Below are 20,885 nucleotides of genomic sequence, written 5' to 3'. Positions count from 1 at the left end.
ATTTTTTTAAGTTTGACAATCCTTTTGTTACTGGAAATTTATCCTAGTCATCTGATAAAGACCTAATAAACGCAGTAACATTATGCCATAGCGTCATCTTGACCAATCCATATATTGAAGCAAAATAGATGACTCTTATCGTTGCAAATCAGGCTATTAGCCAGATTATCCCCTATTTCGAGGGGGACTCCGATTGTCTTAAGGTACTCCGTTACCTCGGGGAGAAGTTGCTAAACTCGAATAAGCAAACGGATTGTAGGGGATTCTCTTTTTAGGGATCGTGGTTTTCGGAAAAAAAAGCCGCTAAATCAGCGACTTTTAAAGGGGGCATTGTTTTGTCAAATGCTAGTGCAAGCGATTGACCACTACTCTTTTGATGAAAAGGGAGAGCACAAACCCAACGAGGGAAATGATCATGCCAAATATGAACGCATCCTGTACACCGGCAGTCAAGGAAAGCGGGATAAGTGAAGGGTCATTTGGATTCGTGGCATGACTCATATATTTCGCTTGTCCATTACTCATCACGCTTACCGCAACAGCTGTACCAATCGCACCAAATACCTGCTGCATCGTATTAATGATTGCCGTTCCGTGCGGATATAGCTGCGGTGGAAGCTGGTTGAGGCCATTCGTTTGGGCAGGCATCATGATCATTGAAACGCCGATCATCATAATAACATGAACCGTGATAATAAAGGCCACCGAGGAAGCAAGTGTAATTCCAGAGAACAACCAGAGTGCCACTGCTATTAAGACAATCCCAGGAAGGACGATCCATTTGGGTCCATGTTTATCGAACAGCCTGCCCATAATTGGAGCCAAAAGTCCGTTCAATGCACTCGCGGGCAGCAGGATCAGACCTGCGCTAAGCGTGGAGAATGCAAGGCCTACTTGCAGGTACATGGGCAGTACGAGCATCGAAGACAATATAACCATCATGCAAAGTGCGACCATAAGGGCCCCGATTGCAAACATCGGGTACCTAAAAGCGCGCAGATCAAGCAATGGATTGGATATTTTCAACTGGCGAATCGTGAAAAGAATAAGAGCAACAAGACCGATTGCAAGAGATATTACGACAGTAGAACTGGTCCATCCCCCATCTCCTTCACCAGCGCTACTAAAACCATAAACGATACCTCCAAAGCCGAGGGTCGACAGTAGCATGGACAATAAATCAATACGTGGCTTGGTCGTTTCGGAAACGTTTTGCATCGTGAAAATCCCAATGATCAGAGCGATGACAAGAAAAACGAATGAAAGCCAAAAGATATAATGCCAGTTCAATGCTTCAATGAGCAGTCCGGCAATTGTCGGCCCAACCGCAGGGGCGAACATGATAACGAGTCCAACCAGTCCCATGGCTGCACCACGCTTTTCGACCGGGAAAATGAGCAGTATCGTATTAAACATAAGTGGTAGTAATAGCGAAGTACCTACTGCTTGAATAATGCGTGAAACCATTAACACACCGAAGCTTGAAGCAACGGCTCCAATCAAAGCACCGAGACATGAAAATAGAAGTGACGTTATGAACAGCTGTCTTGTTGTAAAACGCTGGATTAGCAGGCCTGATAGCGGAACGAGAATCCCCATGGTCAGCAAATAGCCTGTTGTCAGCCATTGAATGGTGGCCGACCCAATGTTGAAGATCTGCATCAAATCGGTAAGCGCTACGTTTAACGCCGTTTCGCCGAACAGACCGATGAACCCACTCATCAAAAAAGCGAGAACGATGGGAAATACTTTAATGTCTTTCTTGGCTGCTTTAAATTCAGCACCGGATGTGGCTGTAGAAGCTTGCATTATTTACACTCCTTTAGTTCTGTTATGTTGCGCTCAAACAACTAATAATGATTCTCATTATCAATATGCACAGTGTAGCAATTACTACAAAAAATGAAAATACACAAATTCCGAATACAATATGTATAATTATCTAATTCAATTTTGAAAAATGTTCTCATTAACGAAAAGTACGGGGGGATTTAGCACGGAGTATAAAAGTATATTCCCTTTACCTGCTATATCGATTTCTGACATAAATACTTAGAAATAAGCTTTGGGTTGTCCGTGGTAGTCCTGTTTTTTAGCAACGTGATATATGAATAATAATCAAATGTCTACCCAGTTGATCCATGTTAAAATACTTAATGTTCATTATCCACTAAAGAATTCATTAGTTTTGGTGCAACCCCTACATGGTTTTAATTGGACACTTTGAAGACTTATCCTTTAGAGTAGATATTGGAGGTGTACATCATTGAAATTTAACGAGTATGTTATAGGCGAGGCCTATAGAACAGAGTCTATTCAATTGTCAAAGAAGGATATTATTGATTTTGCAAAAATTTATGACCCTCAATATATGCATATAGATGAGGCAAAAGCCAAAAAAGGCCGCTTCGGCAGCCTCATTGCTTCGGGTATGCAGACGATGAGCACGTCTTTCAAGCTATGGGTGGAACTTGGTTTATATGGTGAAGAAGTTGTCGCAGGAACCGGTATGAATAACATAAAGTTTATCAAACCTGTGTTTCCAGATGATGAAATTAGTGTTCTATCAGAAGTGATTGAATTATCTCCAAGAAGGAGTAGTGGTGGAATAGTCACGGTGCGGCTCACTACGTTTAACCAAAATGATGAGAAGGTTTTTCAGGCAGAATTAAGTGCTTTGATTAGTAATTGATTTTTGTACAATTCGTTTCCGTTGTTGACTTTGAAAAAAAAACGATCGCACATCAGGTCTGATGCGCGATCATTGCTGTACACTCTCAATTCGTGTATCAATCATTTACAATATTTCGATATATCCTTCTGTCCCATGTACCCGAATTCGCTGCCCATCTTTTATTCGTTGAGTTGCCTTCTCCACTCCGACAATAGCCGGCAAACCATATTCACGCGCAATCACAGCTCCATGTGTCATCAGTCCACCTACTTCGGTAACTAGGCCTTTTATAGAAACAAATAATGGTGTCCAGCTCGGATCCGTATAGGGAGTCACCAGTATATCTCCATCTTCCAGATCAGCCTCTTCAATATTGAAGATGACACGTGCACGGCCCTCTATCACCCCGGAAGAGACAGGCAGACCAACAATAGCATCGGCTGGCAGATTTTCACGGTTATACTGACCTGTAATGATCTCACCATCAGACGTGAGCACGCGAGGTGGAGTTAGCTTTTCAAAGATTTTATAATCTTCTTTCCGTTGGGTAATGATCATCTCATCCAGTTTATTGGTGCGTACAACTTCACGAAGTTCTTCAAAAGTGAGGAGGTATATATCTTCTTTTTCGGCAATAATACCCGCTTGTGCAAGTCGCTCAGCTTCTTTCAATAAAGCCTGTTTATATACAAAGTAACGATTGATCATGCCGTATTTGGGATATTCCCGATAACCGATGAAGTTGCGAACCAGGTCAATCATTCGTTTCGTTTCCTTGGCTTTTTGATCACCATCCGGCAATAGCTTCAATCGATTCAATATTTCCTGTTCTTTCTTCAACGCTTCCTGTCGTCCCTGCTCAAATTTCCGTTTGCTTGCATTAGGCTCAAAGTTTTTGATGTTACCCAGAATCAATGGCACAAGTGTAATGGGTTTTTCAATCCAACGGGTTCTGGTCAGATCGATTTCTCCGGCACATCGCATGCCGTATTTGTCCAGATAATCATGGATAGCTTCCCTTGTTTCCTGTCCTCCCTCAACCTTAAGCAGTTCATCCATAAAGTCATCCTCTTTCACATGCTGTAAATATGCAATGACTTCCGGATACGGACGAATCACATCTGCAACATCCAGTAATGCCAGACCCATTTCCGAGGTGATATTGTTCAGTACAGATTGAGAGAGCGTATCTGCTGCATTTTTCTCACCCAACCACTCTTTCATGTTTTCATTGATCCATGCTGAAGCATTCATGGCAGTCATAAATACATTTGAACTTCGTGGGTCAGATAGAAATCTCTTCAATTCTTGCAGATCTTCAAGGATAAAATCAAACAAATCCAATCCAGACTTGTTTTGGATGTTACGTTTTAGCTCTTCTACTGAGGCTTGATTACTCTTAATCAACTCAGAGACGATAGTCGATTCATTTTCAATATGTGCTTGAAAACCATCCGACACGCTCTGTTTATGGTTATTACGTGGAGTTGGTGATGGCTGTTCAATAGGTAACGATTTAATGAAATTTTCGCGCTCGATTACAGTTGTAAGTGCGTCCTTAAGAAGCGGATCGGATTGTCCCATGGTATTTATGAAGTTTTCTCTCATGACAGGCGAAGCCAGCCTAGGCGTAATATCAACAAACAATCTTCCACCAGCTATACGCATGGGTGCCGGAGTCGTTAATAGAAAGAAAGATAAGCCCAGCGGTTTCATGGGATCAGTCATCATTTGTTGATGACCTACAGACAGGTACACATGATTTTCCTGGTCACTCGCTTCAGGGATCGGGTATAACGTTGTGATTGGCCGACTTTGGACTATATAAAACATATCATCCGCCAAACACCATTCGATATCTTGCGGGAAACCAAAATGAGCTTCGATCTGTCTTCCTATGCGTGCCAGTTCTAAAATTTGTTGATCGGTAAGTGTTTGCGTCTTTTGCAGCACGGGATCGATCTGATGTGTATACGTTCCACCATCTTCGCTTCCATAAATAGCCAACGTTTTGACGGCTATCCTCTTATCGACAATTTCACCTTCTCGTACTTTATAACAATCAGCAGATACCAAGCCGGACACCAGCGCCTCACCAAGTCCAAAACTTGCGTCGATGGAAAGCAGTTTCCGGTTGCATGTGATCGGATCAGCCGTAAATAAAATTCCTGAAACCTTTGGGAATATCATCTTTTGAATGATAACGGACAAATAAACCTGACCATGGTCAAATCCATTTTGCATACGGTAGATTACCGCGCGATCCGTAAACAGAGAAGCCCAACATTTGCTGATATGGTGCATGATTGATTCTTTCCCAATGATATTTAAGTAGGTGTCTTGTTGACCGGCAAATGAGGCATGTGGTAAATCTTCAGCGGTCGCACTGGAACGCACTGCATACGCATGACCCTCTCCAAATGTGGAGAGATAATGAGCGACTTCTTTTTCAACATCGGCTGGAATGTCTACGCCCATAATGAGTTCCCTGATCTTCCTACTGATTTCACCAATTTGCTCTCGTTCTTCTACTTTCAACAAGGTTAATTGATCCAGCAAAGCATGATATGTTTCATTTTGTTCAACGGCTTTTTGATATCCAACGGTTGTAACGCAAAATCCTTCGGGGACGTGAATTCCTTCCACCTTTGATAACTTCGCTAGATTTAATCCTTTTCCACCAACGAGCGCATGCTGCAATTTTTCCAATTCCTGAAATCCGATAACCAAAGAACTCATTCCGTATCTCCCCTAACCAATAAATTGAGAAAAAAACATTTGACAAAGAGTTTACCGCCATGATAAGATTTAAATATAAGATAAGATATTTATGCCTTCGTAAATCGAAGAAATGTAATCTGATTATATCATTGTGTTTGTTTATATACAATATCGAAGAACCTGGGATGATTGCCCAGGTTCTTTTTTGATTTCAAATACTATTAATTCTATAGAAGCATGGCTCTCCTCAACCAGATTTCTGTCGTGCAGCATGTTATGTATCACAGTTGTAGAAGCCAACAAAAAAAGCAACCTGCCCTCAAATGAGGTTGGGCTGCTTTTTTCAGTAATGCATTTTTCTAAAGATGGTTAACAGTTCAACAGGGTAAAAAAATCTCAATTTTCGTACCTTGCCGTACTTTGGATTGTACATGAATTTCTCCGCCGTGTGCTTCCACGATCGTTTTGGCAATGCTCATTCCGAGTCCAGAGCCAGCCGTCGATTCCTCAGTATTTGTTCCCCGATAATAACGATTGAACAAATGCTGCAGCGTTTCCTCGTCCATCCCTTTGCCATTATCGAATACGCGAATACATGCCTTATTGTTCATTCTGCCGATGGAGACGGTGACCTTCACGCCTGGCGGGTTATGCTTCACGGCATTGGACAGCAAGTTATCCATTAACCGCAGCAGCCAGGTTTCATCAGCCTGTACCCACAAGGCATGCTCCTTCCCGACATAGTGAAACTGGTATTCAGACAGCGTAGCGTCATTGACATATTTCAGCACGGAGCAGCGCACCAGCTCAACCAAATCGATTTTTCGAATCTCCATAATCGAATCGCCCTGCTTAAGCTGATGGATCATGGAAAAGTCAGAGATCAGCTCAAGCATATAATCCCCTTTTTCCCGGATTGTCGCCCCCATGGTACGCATCTCTTCTTGGCTCCATTGTTCCGGTGAACTCTCCAGCATATATCCATAACCTTGAATTGTGGACAGAGGCGTACGCAGATCATGTGAAATTCCTGACATCCACTCTCTTTGATCTTTCTCCAGCCGCTCGCGCTCCTTCTCGGTTCGGGCCAATTGATCAGCCATTTGATAGAAAGATTCAATGACTTCCTTATAGAGCCTGTAACGGTGTCGCATTGTGCCATTGGAGCGAAATATCTTGCGTTTGTCCTTGTTGGTAAGTACCTGATCGTACTGCCCACGCCCCATACGTTCGAACCAGCCTGCGAACAGAATCAGCGGCTGACCGTAACGGTAGCCATGCCAGACCGATAAGGGTACTGCCAAGAGAAGAGCTAGACCTGCAAACCACATAAGTCCGCGCGTTGCCGTATCCATCGCCGGATGTTTCAAAGGTCCTCCCGCTGGATTGGGTGTATACAGGATCCAGGTCATTCCACTGCGCTGGTCCCGATGGGCGACAATATTCGTATCATAGTTGCTGGGTGATTGCTGGATTGCCAGAATGTCCAGTGGACGGTACCCCTTCTGCAAATACGTTCCAGCACCGATGGCTTGTTCGGTATGACCCGTGGAATTGATTACCTGGAGATAACTGCCGGTTTCACGCAGTCGCTGATCCAGAAAAGTAAGCTTTTCGCTAGATATCATCCCTTGCTGCCCATATTCGTCGAACCAGGCCATGAGCTGATCAAGGTCAGAACTTTGGTAGCCAAGGATATACAGAATCGGCACATTAAAGGCAAAGTTCAGATGAGTTTGAACAGCATACGTCCCAAGTGTCCGTGTCTCCTGAATATCGAGCAGTTGGGCGATAGAGTACGATGGCGACAGCCCATCATACGAATTTGTATTTACTTCGTAAATGACCCCTCCTTCGGCATTTACAACCTGCATCCACATTCCTTTTTCCTCAATAAGCTTATCCCACTTGGGGGAGATTTGAATCGTTCCGTCTTTTGAAGAAGCTTCTTGAGCAATCAGTTGTAAGGCCCCCACCGGAAAGTTCCGGCGCAACTCACTATTGGTCGTGTTTTGAAAGAATATAATGCAAGCAATGAGAGTAATCGCCAGAATGATCAGGGCATAAAAGATTAATTGATACGTGAAGTGAAATGTCATGCGCTGTTGTATCTTCATTGCTCCTGAAACTCCTTTGACAGCTTGTAGCCGAGCCCGCGTACGGTCAGCAGTAGCTTTGGATTTCCTGGATCGATCTCGATCTTCTCTCGTATGCGCCGAATATGTACCATTACTGTCGAGTCATCTCCCTGTCCGTTGATCCCCCAAACCTGATCGTAGAGCTGTGTTTTGGAAAATACGACCCCCGGAAACTTGCAGAAATGCAGCAGCAGATGGAAAACCTGTGCAGGACAAGGGACATGCTGTCCCTCCACGATTAACTCCCCCTCCGCCTCATTCACGGTGAAGCGGCCGAATCGGTAAACCCCTGGTTCAGGGCGTTTCACCTGACTCACAGTTGGAGCTTCAGGCTCCAAACGGCGTATGCGCGCCTGAATTCTTGCAGCTACCTCCAAAGGATTGAAGGGCTTGGTGATATAATCGTCCCCGCCCATGGCGAATCCCCTCAGCACATCGAGATCGGATGCCTTAGCCGTCAGAAACAAAATATGCGGATTTCCATATTCACGGAGCTTGGAACAAAGCTCCAGACCACTCCCGTCCGGGAGCGTGATATCGAGCAGAACGATATCCGGGGAAACCCGCTGTACCAGATCGAGAGCTTCCGCACAGGTGGAAGCATCGTAAAGCTGATGGAACCCTGCCCTGCGAAGCACCATTTGCAGCATGGTGACAATCGAGGGTTCGTCGTCGACAATTGCGATTTTAATATCCGTTTGATTGGTCATCGTTTTCACCCATTTCATAGTAGCATACTGACATTAACAGAACCTAAACGGCTTGGGCAAACTTAAACGATTGTTCAGCAACTCGTTTAGGCTCTGTTTCAATAACGCTGTTAGCATAGGAAATGAGAAACCTGATTCGCGACAAATCTATTTTATTTTAGGAGGAAAACATTTGATTATTACAACAACAGCAATAGTTGAAGGTTCCCCGGTCAGGCAGTATATCGGCGTTGCAACAGGTGAAGTCATCATCGCTGCCAATGTCGGGAGAGACTTTCTCGCTTCATTTAGAGATCTTGTAGGGGGCCGTTCTCGTACCTATGAGAATAAGCTAAGGGAAGCAAGAGACGCTGCCTTTGAAGAAATGACCGAGCAAGCCGCACAGATGGGAGCCAATGCCGTAATCGGTGTGGATCTGAACTACGAAGTTGTTCGTCAAGGTATGCTCATGGTCGCTGTCAGCGGAACGGCAGTTATTATCTAAGCATTCAAATTTGACCAAAATATAAGTCTATTAATTTTTGGTCATCTATTCCATCAGATAAATCAATAAAATATTCTTGTTGCCACTTTTGTGTTTGCGCAGCTGATTTATTTAACTCTTTTTCCCAAGAGGGGTAAACTCTAATAGCCATCTTCCCTTTAGTGTCCTCGTTTTTCAAAATTCCTTTTTCGAGTAATTTAGATTTTGGAAAAACAAACTGTCCCTTCATATTTCCATTCATAATTGAGATTATTAGTTTGTCTGGACTTTCGAAAAAGGAGTACGGTTGATTTTGATTGTTTTCGTCTTTTTCCCAAAATACAACAAAAAATCCTTTTTTCTTAGGAGTTAATTTGGCGAGGCGACTTCGATATGTATAATTTCCAATATAGATAATCATTCCTTCATATTCTCTATTATGCTTTTCTTCAATGATGTTTGTAATCTCTATATTATCAAAGTTAGCAAGTAAGCTATCTATTAGCTCTTTAGATTTAAACATGCTCTCATCCCCTCAATCATTTTTTTCAACGTTAATTATAGCCTCTAAGTATGTTTATCAAACGGAACTTTCATTTTATTTGTTACAGCTACTCGCAGTTTGTGATATGGTCAATGAGGTGCGATCAGCCCGTACACATTTACATATCATGCGAGGAGAAGATTGAAATTGAATGAAATAAAAGCATTGGAGAACCCGAACAAGTTTAGTGATCCTTTATTTGTGACACTAGTTGCAAGTTTATGTTGCTTGTTATGGGGGAGTGCCTACCCGTTTATTAAGCTTGGATATAGTGCTTTTGATATCTTGGCAGAAGATATTCCATCCAAATTTGTATTTGCGGGTTATCGATTTATTTTAGCAGGATTACTGCTTCTATTCTTGTTTCGTGTCATTAGTAAACGGAAATTTGAACTGTCTGGACGACAATTTTCAAGCTTAATATTGCTTGGCATGTTCCAAACGGGTCTGCAGTATATGTTTTTTTATGTGGGTGTAGCCAATACGACAGGTGTCAAAGGTTCGATTATGAATGCGACAACGACCTTTTTCAGTGTGGTTCTAGCACATTTTTTATATAAAAATGATAAACTGAGCAAAAATAAAATAGTCGGCTGTTTGCTAGGATTTATTGGTGTAATTATTGTAAATTTCCACTCCAATCTGCTGGAATTCTCCTTCTCTCTCACAGGTGAAGGTTTCGTTATTATTGCGGCTCTTATTTTTTCCATTACGGCCATCTATGCAAAGCACTTAACAGGCTCCATCGACGTCCTGGTTATTACCGGAGTTAGCTTGTTTGTCGGCGGACTGGCACTCACCATATTGGGACTCCTGCTTGGCGGCCGGGTTACACATTTTACACTTGAATCAACGGGTATCTTGATTTACTTAGTTTTGCTTTCATCAGCCGCATTTTGCTTGTGGAATCTACTTCTGAAATACAACAAAGTGGGAAAAGTATCTGTGTATAACTTCCTTATCCCTGTCTTTGGTGCATTGCTATCGGCGTTGTTTTTGGGAGAAACGATTTTGGAATTCAAAAACCTAATTGCATTGCTCTTTGTATCCATCGGTATTTATATGGTCAATAGAGTAATCTCAACAAAATAATATTTTTCTTTCCAAACGAATGGGGACTCCCCACCTAAGATTTGGTATAAGACCGTACTCTCTAAATACAAGAAAAGGTCGCTAATGAGCGACCTTTTTTTGTATTTAAGTCTCAACTTTTCGCACTACAAACAGGAGTAAACAACATTACGCAAGCGGGGATGAACATAAGGCTCCTGATTGTTCAGCAGATGCTGCGCATACATAACCGTAAGTTCAGAGTCTGGATCAATAATGGCCATGCAGCCGGCAGCACCACTCCATCCGAATTCACCCAGTGGGCTTAACGAACCGCTGCCCGCTTTGGAGATATGCGTACGTACACCCAGCCCATAACCATACCCGCCCATATGATCCCAGGAATAATCATTACGGGTCAGATCGTTCAGATGGTCTGTGCGCATCAGCTCAATTGAAGCCTGTGACAGAATGCGAACGCCTTTTGGACTTGTTCCTTTTCCCGTCAGCGCACTAAGAAACAGTGCATAGTCGCTAACGGTGGACAATAGTCCGGCACCGCCGCTCTCCAAATCCGTGCCTACCCGGAATCCGTTTCCGTCCATTCGTACGGCTTTTTCAAGCTCATCATTGTAAGCATACTGCGGAATCAGGCGAGTCTGCTGTTCCTCGTTCAGGTCGAATGTCGTATCGTTCATACCTAGCGGTCCGATAATTTCTTCTTGCAGATATTTACCAAAACGTCTGCCACTCACAACCTCCACCAAAGCTCCGAGCACATCGTGACACATGCTATAGTTCCAATGCGTACCTGGCTCAAACAGAAGCGGTTCCTTGGCAAGCGCTTTCGCGAAGTCTCTTGTCGATAATATTCCGTTGGTGCTCTGCACAGCTTCCTGAATGCTTGGCGAGCCAACATCATAGGAGAACCCGGCAGTCATCGTAAACAAGTCGCGTACTGTAATCGCCTTTGTCGCTTTTTCCAATCTGACCTCGCCGCTCGATAAAGTTTTCTTCACCGTCATCTCGGCATATTCCGGCAGATAATCAGATACCGGATCGCTCAGCAGCATTTGCCCTCTCTCTACAAGTTGAAGTGCTGCCACACAGGTCATAATTTTCGTCATGGAGTAGAGATTAAAGATCGCCCCCTCGCCGATGGGCGTTTGCTCCTCCAGATTGGCGTAACCATTCCGGTAACGGAAAACGGTATCATTTTGATGCATCACAAGGACTTCTGCCCACGGAATTCTCCATGATGTGATGCGGTCAATAAATGACGCAAGCGGTTTAAAGTCCATATTTCCCCGTCCTTCTATGTAGAATCGTTTATCAATGCACATAGTGGATCTGTGTTCATACACATGACCCACATAGTATTAATATACGACCATTCACATGCATTGACCATATCTAATAGAAAGCAACTTTTCGACAATCTGTACCGATTTTAGAATCGGTACGATTACTAGAGTGTCTTGACCATGATAAAATCGATTTGTTCCTCGTCCCCCATATAAAAAGAGTGTGAGCCCGTTTGCACAAATCCCATCTTCTTGTAAAAAGCAATGGCATTGTCATTCTTTTCCCATACTCCGAGCCAGATTTCCTTCTTTTTGTGTTCCAGTGCGGTATCCATCGCTTTATTTAGCAGATATTTACCTAGTCCTTGCTTTTGGAATTTATTCCTGATATAAATCCTCTCAATTTCGAGTGAAACATCACTCATTTGTTCGGATTGGGCGCCATCTCTGTTCACTTTTAGATATCCGGCAAGTTCATCATTGTAGTAGACGAAAAAGATGTCTGAACAGCTATTAGATAACTCGGCTTCCAACTGTTTAGCGTTAAATGCTCTTTCGAGATAGGCCCTCATATTGTCAAGGGAATTCTGATCTTTGAATGTATCGTTGAATGTTTCTATACTTATTTCTTGTAGTTTTAGTAAATCCTCGTGACTGCATGCTCTTATTTCCACTGTCATTCTGATGTATCTCTCCTTCTATGAATCAATTACTTAATTTAAAAACAGTTCAGTTTTTTTGTTGCAAATACAACATTTATTATATTTTTAATCTACTCCAAATTTGTATAGTTTGCAACATAAAATAATGAGACCAGGCAGATTATAATACGTAGCAAACGTTTTCGGAATGTTTAATAAGTTTTCCTCGGTCAGTCTATTTAAGCAGTATTTCTTTATATTCTGTCGGACTAAGTCCTGTATATTCCTTAAACACCTTGGAGAAATAATGCTGATCACTGAACGATAACAGATCTGATAACTCCTTAAACTTCATATCCGGTTGACATTCCATTAGTCTGCATGCTTCCTTGATTCTAAGCTTTGTATAATACTGAACAAATGTGACTTGCGTTACTTTTTTAATGACTCTGCTAACGTAGGAGGGGCTGACGTGAAACTTCATTGCAATGTCATTGATGGATATTTGGGTGTACTTGTTCCGTTTGATGTACTCATCCATTTGCATAAACAGATCTTCTCTGCTTTTCCGACCATGGGATTGAAGCATATCAAAACATTGTCCAATCCATTCCGTTAATTCACGGCAGAAATCACCATATGTTTCTTCATCGAACAGTTTTTTTGCTCTAAGCTCCAAACCAAGCCTAATTCCCGCCCCTTGCTCTTCAACCAAATGTGCGAATGTATCCACTACTAAATTGATAAATCGTTCCAATTCTTTCACATGTACGTTATCCTCCGTCCATCGATTCATCAACTCGGACAGCTTAAGGGCAAACTGCTCCTTCTGACGAGCTTGTATCATGTGGACAAAAGCCAACTCCAGTGTGGAATCCAGACAACCTGCTTCAGTTCTTGTTATGGAAACCGGATTTCCGCTATCCAGCACCAATCCATTGTTCAATCGCTGGTGAATCGATAAGATGGACGATATTTGATGATAAAGCTCAGACAGATTTGCATCTTGAGACCATAGCAGCTGCCCCGCGATTGTAGTGTCCATACCTTGTACATCTAAATGACGCCGCAACGATTCGAGACACTCATGTACAGAAGAATACAAATCAAGAATCCCCCTGTTTACAAAAACGATGAATTGCTGCGGAGTTTGACTTAGAAACACTTTACATGGACGAGGAGCAAAAAAATCTTCTAAAGAAGCCTGTAACGTCTTTTGTCCCCATCGTTCCCGTTCCGAGGTGAAGGGCTGCCTGCGCAGAATGATCATCATTTGGGCCAAAAAAGCAGCATGGTCTCCTGGCTTAAGTTCAGCATAACTATGGGGATCAACGATCTCCTGCAGCTCATGGAAGTACCTAGACCTCGATTGTTCAAGCTGTTTAATAACTCTGCCCATGACTTCCTCCAGCGCCTCAGGCTCGACGGGCTTCAGCAAATAGTCGAACACCTGCAAATTCAATGCTTTTCGTGTATATTCAAAATCGCTATACCCGCTAATTAGAATGACCCTCAACTCAGGCTGGGCAAGCTTCGCCTGCTCAATTAGTGATAAGCCATCCATCTTGGGCATCCGTATGTCTGTCAACAGGAGATCGATAGGCTGCTTCTGAAGTGCTTCTAACGCCTCTTCCCCATTTGTGGCCGTAACTGCCACGTGAATGGGAAAATCCAGCTTATCCAACAGCATTTTAATATTGCGCAATATAGGTTTGCTATCCTCAACGATCATGATATTGTACATAGTCTATCCCTCCTGTGCTCAGTAAAAATCCCTCGTCATCGATCCGATGATTTGAATGGTTGCTCCTTTTTCCTTGTCTGAATGATTGTTGTAGATGTTAAATAAAAGCCGATTGCTATACATCAGTTTAAGTCGATTCACGCTATTGACGATCCCCATGTTGCCAAGAGCTGTCTGACGATCAGGGGTTTGATTCATTCCGGAGCCGGACTTCTGTATATTGGACAAAATCTCTTCTATTTTGTTTGGCTGGAAGCCCTCTCCGTTATCTTTAATCTCCAATGCCCATAATCCGTTATACTGCTTCACGGTAATTTGGATACGCCAGGGAGGTGTGGTATTAAAGAAAGCGTGCTCAATACAGTTTTCAACAAAAGGCTGAATGACCAGCCGCGGCAGCCGGATTTCACTCGTCAGTTCATCAGCATCGATGTTCCACTCCAAATCTTCTTCATACTTTTGTTGTACCAACGACAAGTAATGTCTTGTATGCTCAAGCTCATCCGTCATCGTCACATGTGCATAAGGAGATGAAACAATATAACGTAAACTGTCTGACAGATGTTTGCACATATCGGACACGACCTGGGTTCTCCCCTCTTGAGCAGCAATACTGATCAAATAAAGGACGTTATGAAGGAAATGGGGAGCGATCTGAGCTTGTAATGCGGAATTCCGCGCAGTGACTTCTTCATGTAACGCCTTCTTCTCACGATCAATGGACTGCTGTAAACGTTCCATCAAGTCCTGAAAAGCTTCATTCAACAGCAGCAGGTCGTTATTTTTAGGTCGTTCATCAACTTTCAGCTTCATATTGCTGTAGTTGATGCGCCAAATCTGGCTGCGAAGCTTACGAATGGGAAGCAACAGGTTGCGTGTGGAGAAGAAAATGTACACGAAAGAAATGAGCATTAAGGCTGTAATCAGCAAAATGGACATGCTTTGTACGGAACGGATCGAGCCTAATACCGAATCTTTCGGCGTTATTATAAAAGTAATCCAACCCGTCTGGTGAGATGTAGAATGCGTAACGTAATTATTTTGTTCATCAACTGCCAGTCCTTCGTCGGATAATGGTTCTTTCCACTCCAATTCGTTCTTTCTCATTTCCAAGCCAGTCATTTGCTCACCTTGCTTGTTCAAAATGAATACATCTCCTGCAGTAATTCCTTCCGTAAGGTTTTGAATGTAAGCTTGATCCATTTGAATACTAAGATATCCGTATAGCTTGCCATTCTGATCGTTGACCGTACGGACAAAGGAGATCGTGTCTGCATCTCGAAGCAGAATAAAACCGTTCCCTGTCCACTCTCGTCCACTTCTACTTTTTTCCGTTAAGGCACTTAAGATTGTTGGAGGATGCCCTGAACCCAGATACGATGTGAGCAGCACACCTTGTTTATCATAAATGGACATGTCCTTGATGTTCATGCTGGGGCCAATAGCCTGAAACATGATATCTTTTAGTTTCCGAATCTGCTTCAGTCTTTCATAATTGCTTGGTGCTGAAGAGCTCTTGTCCATCGTTGCGAAGATGTCCTTATTGGACAATATGCGCTGGGACATCTGGTTTTGCTGCTCTACGTATAGGTCAACCTGTTCTCGTACCTTTGTGGCAGTGACCAGTATATCCTCCTCTGTCTTTTGTGTAAGCGGGCGGATAACGACAAGGTTCACATAAACGATAAAGCAGCCCAGCACGAACAAAAGAAGGGCGAGAAATGTCAATAATACTTTTGTCTGCAAGCTGAATTGTGTGGCTCTATGTATAAATTTACCCATGCTTCGGGAAGCCTCCTGTCTTGTCATGCTGTGAAACTCGTCTGGATCATGTCTTAATGTAGCATGGGTTCGAATGAAATGATAGCGATTTCAAGTTCAGGATTTTACACATAAATATTCAAGCACAGACATGTACCGGAGAAGAAGTGGATTTTATAATTGAATTTGTAAACGGATTCATTACATGTTTCAGAGGGGGATTTACGTTGAACATGCATAAAAGAAAAAAAGCAGCATCCATTGTACTGGCGAGCTTGTTGTCCATCTCACTGACCGCTTGCGGATCAGGTGGCACTGATTCTGATACGTCTGCAAGCAGTGGAAATAAGAACAGCAAGGTCACACTGGAATTGGCCATTTCGAAGAGTTCACAGGATTCTGCCTTTATCCAGCAGGATATTCTCGATGAATTTGAAAAACAGACCCATATTTCTGTTAATCTGCAGCTCATTCCGGCTGAGCAAACAACGACCGTACTACAAACCAAGCTGGCTGTAGACGAAACGCCCGACATCATTCAATACAATTTGGCCAGTGCGGTTACGGATTTGAATCTTGAGCGCAATTTCGAAATACTGGATAACGAGTCCTGGGCCAGCAGAATTGTAAACAAAGATGTACTTTCCGCTGCCGGTCATATCTACAGCTTCCATGTCAGCCAAGATACGGGCATGCAAGGCGTCGTGTACAACAAACAGATTTTTGCTGACCTTGGTCTGTCCATCCCTACAAGTTACGAACAATTTTTGGCGATCTGTGAAAAAATTAAAGCTGGCGGCATTACCCCTGTATTCATGCCTTATAAAGATGCATGGGCTGCGAACATTTGGCCAGCGGCAGCATTTGCCGATTTTGTAGCCAAAAATGATCCGTCTTTTTTTGATGAACTCAACAGCAACAAAAGAAAGTGGTCCGATATTCCCGAGTTCAAAACATTTTTGCAGCAGCAATACGAAGTCTACACCAAGGGGTATACCAATACGGATGTGCTGAGCGACAGCTATGACATGGCGGTTGGCAAATTCCTGAACAAGGAAGTCGCCATGATGTTTATGGGAGATTGGTTAATCGAAGGCGTAGCAGAACAGGATCCAAGCATGGAACTCGGCGTATTCCCAATTCCGTCTTCCGATGATGCCAAACTGGGTGCAAGTCCGCTTGGAGGACAGCTGTTCATTCCGAAAAAGGCTAAGCATTTGGATGAAGCCAAACAGTTCCTGGACTTCATCGCCTCCAAGGAAATTGCGCAACAGATCGTCGATTCCAAGGGCTATGTATCCAATTTTAGCGACGTTACTACACCGGAGTTACCTGCTTACAAACAGGATATCGTCGACAATTACATTCTGCCCAAGAAAACTGTGTTGACCACGGATGCTTACATGCTGGTAGATCGAAGTGAGCTATACAGACTGTTACAGGATCAATTCGCTGGCGGTTTGACTCCGGAGGAAGTTCTGAAATCCTGGGATGAGAAGTTCAGTCAACTTATGCAGGATAAAGGCGTTTCCGGTTTCTAAGAAATGAAATACAGGGCAGCATGTCATTCCTGAATGAAGTGCTGCCTAGCCATAACGGAGTGTGAGACATGAAAAGGGCTAAAAATTTATATTCGTATTACATGGTATTTCCGGCACTACTCATCTACTCTATCTTTTTTGTCATTCCAGCAATTGCTGCTTTCTACTACTCCTTTACGGATTGGCGTCTGGATCGAATTGATCTGAAGTTTATCGGATGGGACAATTTCGAGAAAATTTTCTCAGACAAAACGCTTATTTTGGCGCTTAAAAATACGGCAATTTTTGCCGTTGTTACGGTTGCTGGCAAAAATATTATTGGTCTGCTATTAGCCGTGGCCCTAAATATGAGATTAAAAACGAAGAACCTGCTGCGCGCAATTTTCTACTCCCCTTCCATACTGAGCATTCTGGTCATCAGCATCTTGTTCACACCAATGCTGCGTACAGAAGGTACAATCAATCGTGTATTGGAAGCAGTCGGATTACATTCGTTGAGCCAGGCTTGGTTGACCAATCCTTCCCTTGTCATCTGGACGATTGCCATAGTATCCATCTGGCAAAGCGCCGGATTCCAAATGGCCATCTATCTGGCTGGTTTACAATCCATTTCTCAAGAATACTATGAAGCCGCTACGATTGATGGAGCAAGCTCCTGGAAAAGTTTTTTCAAAATTACACTGCCCCTTTTGCTGCCAGCCATCAATATTAATCTGATGTTGACGCTGATTGGTGGGCTTAAAGTATTCTCGGAAGTGTATGTCATGACTGGCGGAGGTCCAGGCAACGCTTCACAAGTTGTGGGAACAATTATTCTCCGCTCCTTCGGCGAAGGAAACTGGGGACTTGGTACCGCAGTCAACACACTTCTGTTTGTGGCGGTCACGATTATTGCTATACCGCTATTGATTTTCATGCGGCGCAAGGAGGTTACGGAATAACATGGGATATACACGCAAACTCGCTATTCGCAACTATGTTGTTGAAGGATTTCTGCTCCTCGCCTCTCTGCTCATTCTGTTGCCTCTGGTGATTCTAATATTAGGTTCGTTTAAAACGAGCGCTGAAGTACTCAGCTTCTCCTTGAGTTTGCCGGATAAATGGCAGTTTTCAAACTATGTCCGAGTATTTGAAGAAGGCGGTCTGTCCCGAGCATTCCTGAACAGCATCTGGATTACAGGGATCTCGTCCATTATCAACATTGTGGCTTCCTCAGCAGCATCCTTCATTCTGGCACGCCGGGACACAAAACTTTCAAACACAATATATATGTATTTTTTCATGGGACTGATTGCGCCGATGTCGATCATTACGACGATTCGGGTCGTACAGGGATTGGGGTTTTACGGCAGCATATCTAGTGTCATCCTGATTTATGCTGCGCTTAATACCGCTTTTAGCGTATTTTTGTACAGCGGATTTATCAAAACCATTCCAAAAGCGCTGGACGAGGTCGCGTTTCTGGAAGGTGCCAGCGTATTCGGCGTGTTTTTCCGTATTGTTACACCGCTCATTTTGCCCGTTAACGCAACGGTAGCGATCATGGTGTTTATGTCGGTATGGAATGATATTACGATTCCGGTGTACTTCCTTACGAATAGTTCAACGTGGACTATGCCGCTTTCGATCTATAATTTTTACGGCAAATACAGCCGCGATTGGAATTTGATTTTTGCAAATCTTGTACTGACTTCACTTCCTGTGTTTATCCTCTACTTGTTTGGACAGAAATATATCGTTAGCGGACTTACTGCAGGTGCAGTCAAAGGGTGACCATTGGTATTTAAATAGAAATAAACTTAGGACGCTTTTGGGAAATCAACTCCCAAGGCGTTTTTTGTCATACTATCTTGACGTTTATTTACAATACACACTTCTTTGTTTATTTCTGAACAAATTCAATGAATCTAACAATTGATTATACATTTCTCCCTTATATAATAATAGATAGATGTTCATTATTGTATAAATGTAAATTTAAATTACACATCAGTGTTACTACAGTAATGGATGCCATTCATTTTATCCCATGCAATCCATTCATGTTGAAAGGAGATGCTACGATGGACAGACCCTATACGATTTGTCATATGCTTAGTTCGTTGGATGGCAAAATTATCGGGGATTTTCTGGAAGATGATCGGTCAGCCTACTTCATTCATGAGTATGAACGTATCCATGACCGCTACGAGTGTAATGCTTGGATGTGCGGACGAATCACGATGCAAGAGCATTTTGCACATGAATATATTCCTCCATCCAATCAAGACAAGCAGTCCCCCATTCCTCGAACGGACTATATTGCGCAGAAAGACGTTGAAACTTATGCCGTCGCTATAGATCCACACGGCAAATTGGCTTGGAACCACAATTATATATCTCAAGAGAATGGCAACAGAACAACGGATCACATCATTGAAGTCCTGACTGAAGAAGTTCCCGATGCTTATCTCGCATATCTGCAAGAATTGGGCATCTCTTATATCTTTGGTGGAACGAAAGAGCTGAACGTTGTGACGGTTGTTAAAAAATTGAAAGCATTGTTCTCCATCGATCGATTACTGCTTGAAGGCGGCGGTGTCTTAAACGGTTCTTTCCTGAACGAAGGTTTGATCGATGAGCTGAGTCTCGTATTCGTTCCTTTTGCAGAGGCAAGCTCTCCAGCTTTGACCATGTTTGAGAATGGTTCGAGTTTCAAAGAAACCTTCCCCGTTCATTTTGAATTGATAAGAGTCGAACCAATGGAACATAACGGATTGTGGATGACTTATCGAGTAGAAGGAAATTCTAAATAATTCTTAAATGTACAACGAATGGAGGATCACATAGCTATGGAAAAAAAACAAACTGCTGGACGAGATATATTGGGTGACTTCGCCCCCAAATTTGCAGAGTTGAATGACGATATTCTGTTTGGCGAGGTATGGTCAAGAGTAGAAGAATTATCTAGTCATGATCGCAGTATGATAACAGTCTCTGCACTTATTGCCGGTGGAAATTTCGAACAATTAACCCCACACCTTCATAGAGCAAAGGAAAATGGAGTAACTCGAAATGAAGTGTCCGAAATGATTACTCACCTTTCCTTCTATGTGGGCTGGCCTAAGGCATGGTCTGCGTTCAATATTGCAAAAGATATTTTTAAATAAAATAGAAAGTAGGGAACCATTATGACAAACGAACATTTGAGTAATAGCACCATCTTCCCGCTGGGAAAAAAAGTAGAAGCCAATTTTATTGGAGACGCGTATCTGGAGATGGTCTTTACAGATGAAACTCCACTAAACACTAGCATTGGAAATGTCACTTTCGCGCCAGGAGCACGCAATAATTGGCATTCACACGCTGTAGGTCAAGTGTTACTTGTTACAGGTGGTGAAGGCTGGTACCAGGAAGAGGGTAAACCTGCACAATTACTTAAAACCGGAGATGTTGTAAATATTGCTCCGAACGTTAAGCACTGGCATGGGGCAACAGCCGAAAGCTGGTTTGTGCATCTGGCTATGACACCAGGACAAACGGAATGGTTAGAGCCTGTGAATGATGAGTGGTACAACGCGCTCTAAGGCGAAGGAATCTGTATCTAAATGAAAG

Annotated in this window: 18 protein-coding genes; 9 read left to right on the top strand and 9 right to left on the bottom strand. The window is 42.9% G+C overall.

Annotation, left to right across the window (positions count from 1 at the left end; all coding sequences use genetic code 11):
- Positions 1-345: 345 nt before the first annotated feature.
- Complete coding sequence (locus MHB84_RS25625; RefSeq protein ID WP_076289206.1) at positions 346-1,809, bottom strand: DHA2 family efflux MFS transporter permease subunit; 1,464 nt, start codon at positions 1,807-1,809, stop codon at positions 346-348.
- Between the two features lie 457 nt (positions 1,810-2,266).
- On the opposite strand from MHB84_RS25625, the gene MHB84_RS25620 reads away from it, so the two are divergent.
- Complete coding sequence (locus tag MHB84_RS25620) at positions 2,267-2,692, top strand: MaoC family dehydratase (RefSeq protein WP_076289205.1); 426 nt, start codon at positions 2,267-2,269, stop codon at positions 2,690-2,692.
- Between the two features lie 105 nt (positions 2,693-2,797).
- Here the strand turns inward: MHB84_RS25620 and ppsA are convergent, their stop codons facing one another.
- The 3 genes from ppsA to MHB84_RS25605 all read right to left on the bottom strand — a co-directional run bounded on the left by ppsA (position 2,798) and on the right by MHB84_RS25605 (position 8,261).
- Positions 2,798-5,413, bottom strand: coding sequence for a phosphoenolpyruvate synthase (ppsA, locus tag MHB84_RS25615; RefSeq protein WP_076289204.1), 2,616 nt, complete (start codon positions 5,411-5,413; stop codon positions 2,798-2,800).
- Positions 5,414-5,772: 359 nt separating this feature from the next.
- Positions 5,773-7,512, bottom strand: a complete 1,740-nt coding sequence (locus MHB84_RS25610) for a HAMP domain-containing sensor histidine kinase (RefSeq protein WP_076289203.1) — start codon at positions 7,510-7,512, stop codon at positions 5,773-5,775.
- A complete protein-coding gene (locus MHB84_RS25605) occupies positions 7,509-8,261 on the bottom strand; it encodes a response regulator transcription factor (protein WP_246318098.1) in 753 nt (250 codons plus the stop codon). The genes MHB84_RS25610 and MHB84_RS25605 overlap by 4 nt, the downstream gene beginning before the upstream one ends.
- A gap of 154 nt (positions 8,262-8,415) precedes the next feature.
- Here MHB84_RS25605 and MHB84_RS25600 point away from each other — a divergent pair, with 154 nt between their 5' ends.
- The gene (locus MHB84_RS25600; RefSeq protein WP_076289201.1) at positions 8,416-8,727 is read left to right on the top strand and encodes a YbjQ family protein; all 312 of its coding nucleotides are present in this window, start codon (positions 8,416-8,418) and stop codon (positions 8,725-8,727) included.
- Positions 8,728-8,731: 4 nt separating this feature from the next.
- Here the strand turns inward: MHB84_RS25600 and MHB84_RS25595 are convergent, their stop codons facing one another.
- Positions 8,732-9,229: a MepB family protein gene (locus tag MHB84_RS25595; protein WP_076289200.1), complete on the bottom strand. Its 498-nt coding sequence runs from the start codon at positions 9,227-9,229 to the stop codon at positions 8,732-8,734.
- 168 nt (positions 9,230-9,397) lie between these two features.
- Between MHB84_RS25595 and MHB84_RS25590 the strand changes: the two genes are divergently transcribed.
- The gene (locus tag MHB84_RS25590) at positions 9,398-10,342 is read left to right on the top strand and encodes a DMT family transporter (protein WP_218642255.1); all 945 of its coding nucleotides are present in this window, start codon (positions 9,398-9,400) and stop codon (positions 10,340-10,342) included.
- 125 nt (positions 10,343-10,467) lie between these two features.
- Here the strand turns inward: MHB84_RS25590 and MHB84_RS25585 are convergent, their stop codons facing one another.
- From MHB84_RS25585 to MHB84_RS25570, 4 genes are all read right to left on the bottom strand, one after another.
- Positions 10,468-11,601 (bottom strand): serine hydrolase domain-containing protein, encoded by a 1,134-nt coding sequence (locus MHB84_RS25585; RefSeq protein WP_076289199.1) that lies wholly within the window; start codon positions 11,599-11,601, stop codon positions 10,468-10,470.
- Positions 11,602-11,768: 167 nt separating this feature from the next.
- Positions 11,769-12,284 (bottom strand): GNAT family N-acetyltransferase, encoded by a 516-nt coding sequence (locus tag MHB84_RS25580; RefSeq protein ID WP_076289198.1) that lies wholly within the window; start codon positions 12,282-12,284, stop codon positions 11,769-11,771.
- 196 nt (positions 12,285-12,480) lie between these two features.
- On the bottom strand, positions 12,481-13,989 hold the full coding sequence (locus tag MHB84_RS25575) for a response regulator transcription factor (RefSeq protein ID WP_076289197.1): 1,509 nt from the start codon (positions 13,987-13,989) through the stop codon (positions 12,481-12,483).
- A gap of 18 nt (positions 13,990-14,007) precedes the next feature.
- Positions 14,008-15,771: a cache domain-containing sensor histidine kinase gene (locus MHB84_RS25570; protein WP_076289196.1), complete on the bottom strand. Its 1,764-nt coding sequence runs from the start codon at positions 15,769-15,771 to the stop codon at positions 14,008-14,010.
- Between the two features lie 212 nt (positions 15,772-15,983).
- Here MHB84_RS25570 and MHB84_RS25565 point away from each other — a divergent pair, with 212 nt between their 5' ends.
- The 6 genes from MHB84_RS25565 to MHB84_RS25540 all read left to right on the top strand — a co-directional run bounded on the left by MHB84_RS25565 (position 15,984) and on the right by MHB84_RS25540 (position 20,857).
- Positions 15,984-17,291: an ABC transporter substrate-binding protein gene (locus MHB84_RS25565; protein ID WP_076289359.1), complete on the top strand. Its 1,308-nt coding sequence runs from the start codon at positions 15,984-15,986 to the stop codon at positions 17,289-17,291.
- A 68-nt stretch (positions 17,292-17,359) separates the two neighbouring features.
- The gene (locus tag MHB84_RS25560; protein ID WP_076289195.1) at positions 17,360-18,232 is read left to right on the top strand and encodes a carbohydrate ABC transporter permease; all 873 of its coding nucleotides are present in this window, start codon (positions 17,360-17,362) and stop codon (positions 18,230-18,232) included.
- 1 nt (position 18,233) lies between these two features.
- Positions 18,234-19,064: a carbohydrate ABC transporter permease gene (locus MHB84_RS25555; protein ID WP_076289194.1), complete on the top strand. Its 831-nt coding sequence runs from the start codon at positions 18,234-18,236 to the stop codon at positions 19,062-19,064.
- A 290-nt stretch (positions 19,065-19,354) separates the two neighbouring features.
- Positions 19,355-20,086 carry a dihydrofolate reductase family protein gene (locus MHB84_RS25550; protein ID WP_076289193.1) on the top strand — a complete coding sequence of 244 codons (732 nt, stop codon included), beginning with the start codon at positions 19,355-19,357 and terminating at the stop codon, positions 20,084-20,086.
- A gap of 36 nt (positions 20,087-20,122) precedes the next feature.
- Positions 20,123-20,440, top strand: coding sequence for a carboxymuconolactone decarboxylase family protein (locus MHB84_RS25545; protein ID WP_076289192.1), 318 nt, complete (start codon positions 20,123-20,125; stop codon positions 20,438-20,440).
- A 21-nt stretch (positions 20,441-20,461) separates the two neighbouring features.
- Positions 20,462-20,857, top strand: coding sequence for a cupin domain-containing protein (locus MHB84_RS25540; RefSeq protein ID WP_076289191.1), 396 nt, complete (start codon positions 20,462-20,464; stop codon positions 20,855-20,857).
- The last annotated feature ends 28 nt before the right edge of the window (positions 20,858-20,885 follow it).

This window comes from Paenibacillus sp. FSL F4-0087 (assembly GCF_038020215.1).
GTDB classification, from domain to species: Bacteria; Bacillota; Bacilli; order Paenibacillales; family Paenibacillaceae; genus Paenibacillus; species Paenibacillus taichungensis.
Note: the sequence above shows the minus strand (reverse complement) of the source record. Positions and strands in the feature narration are given on the sequence as shown.

Excerpts from the sequence above, each read along its gene's own strand:
- MHB84_RS25560 (WP_076289195.1), top strand. The coding sequence starts at position 17,360 with ATGAAAAGGGCTAAAAATTTATATTCGTATTACATGGTATTTCCGGCA.
- MHB84_RS25585 (WP_076289199.1), bottom strand. The coding sequence starts at position 11,601 with ATGGACTTTAAACCGCTTGCGTCATTTATTGACCGCATCACATCATGG.
- MHB84_RS25595 (WP_076289200.1), bottom strand. The coding sequence starts at position 9,229 with ATGTTTAAATCTAAAGAGCTAATAGATAGCTTACTTGCTAACTTTGAT.
- MHB84_RS25540 (WP_076289191.1), top strand. The coding sequence starts at position 20,462 with ATGACAAACGAACATTTGAGTAATAGCACCATCTTCCCGCTGGGAAAA.
- ppsA (WP_076289204.1), bottom strand. The coding sequence starts at position 5,413 with ATGAGTTCTTTGGTTATCGGATTTCAGGAATTGGAAAAATTGCAGCAT.
- MHB84_RS25580 (WP_076289198.1), bottom strand. The coding sequence starts at position 12,284 with ATGACAGTGGAAATAAGAGCATGCAGTCACGAGGATTTACTAAAACTA.
- MHB84_RS25570 (WP_076289196.1), bottom strand. The coding sequence starts at position 15,771 with ATGGGTAAATTTATACATAGAGCCACACAATTCAGCTTGCAGACAAAA.
- MHB84_RS25550 (WP_076289193.1), top strand. The coding sequence starts at position 19,355 with ATGGACAGACCCTATACGATTTGTCATATGCTTAGTTCGTTGGATGGC.
- MHB84_RS25545 (WP_076289192.1), top strand. The coding sequence starts at position 20,123 with ATGGAAAAAAAACAAACTGCTGGACGAGATATATTGGGTGACTTCGCC.
- MHB84_RS25610 (WP_076289203.1), bottom strand. The coding sequence starts at position 7,512 with ATGAAGATACAACAGCGCATGACATTTCACTTCACGTATCAATTAATC.
- MHB84_RS25565 (WP_076289359.1), top strand. The coding sequence starts at position 15,984 with ATGCATAAAAGAAAAAAAGCAGCATCCATTGTACTGGCGAGCTTGTTG.
- MHB84_RS25605 (WP_246318098.1), bottom strand. The coding sequence starts at position 8,261 with ATGAAATGGGTGAAAACGATGACCAATCAAACGGATATTAAAATCGCA.
- MHB84_RS25625 (WP_076289206.1), bottom strand. The coding sequence starts at position 1,809 with ATGCAAGCTTCTACAGCCACATCCGGTGCTGAATTTAAAGCAGCCAAG.
- MHB84_RS25575 (WP_076289197.1), bottom strand. The coding sequence starts at position 13,989 with ATGTACAATATCATGATCGTTGAGGATAGCAAACCTATATTGCGCAAT.
- MHB84_RS25555 (WP_076289194.1), top strand. The coding sequence starts at position 18,234 with ATGGGATATACACGCAAACTCGCTATTCGCAACTATGTTGTTGAAGGA.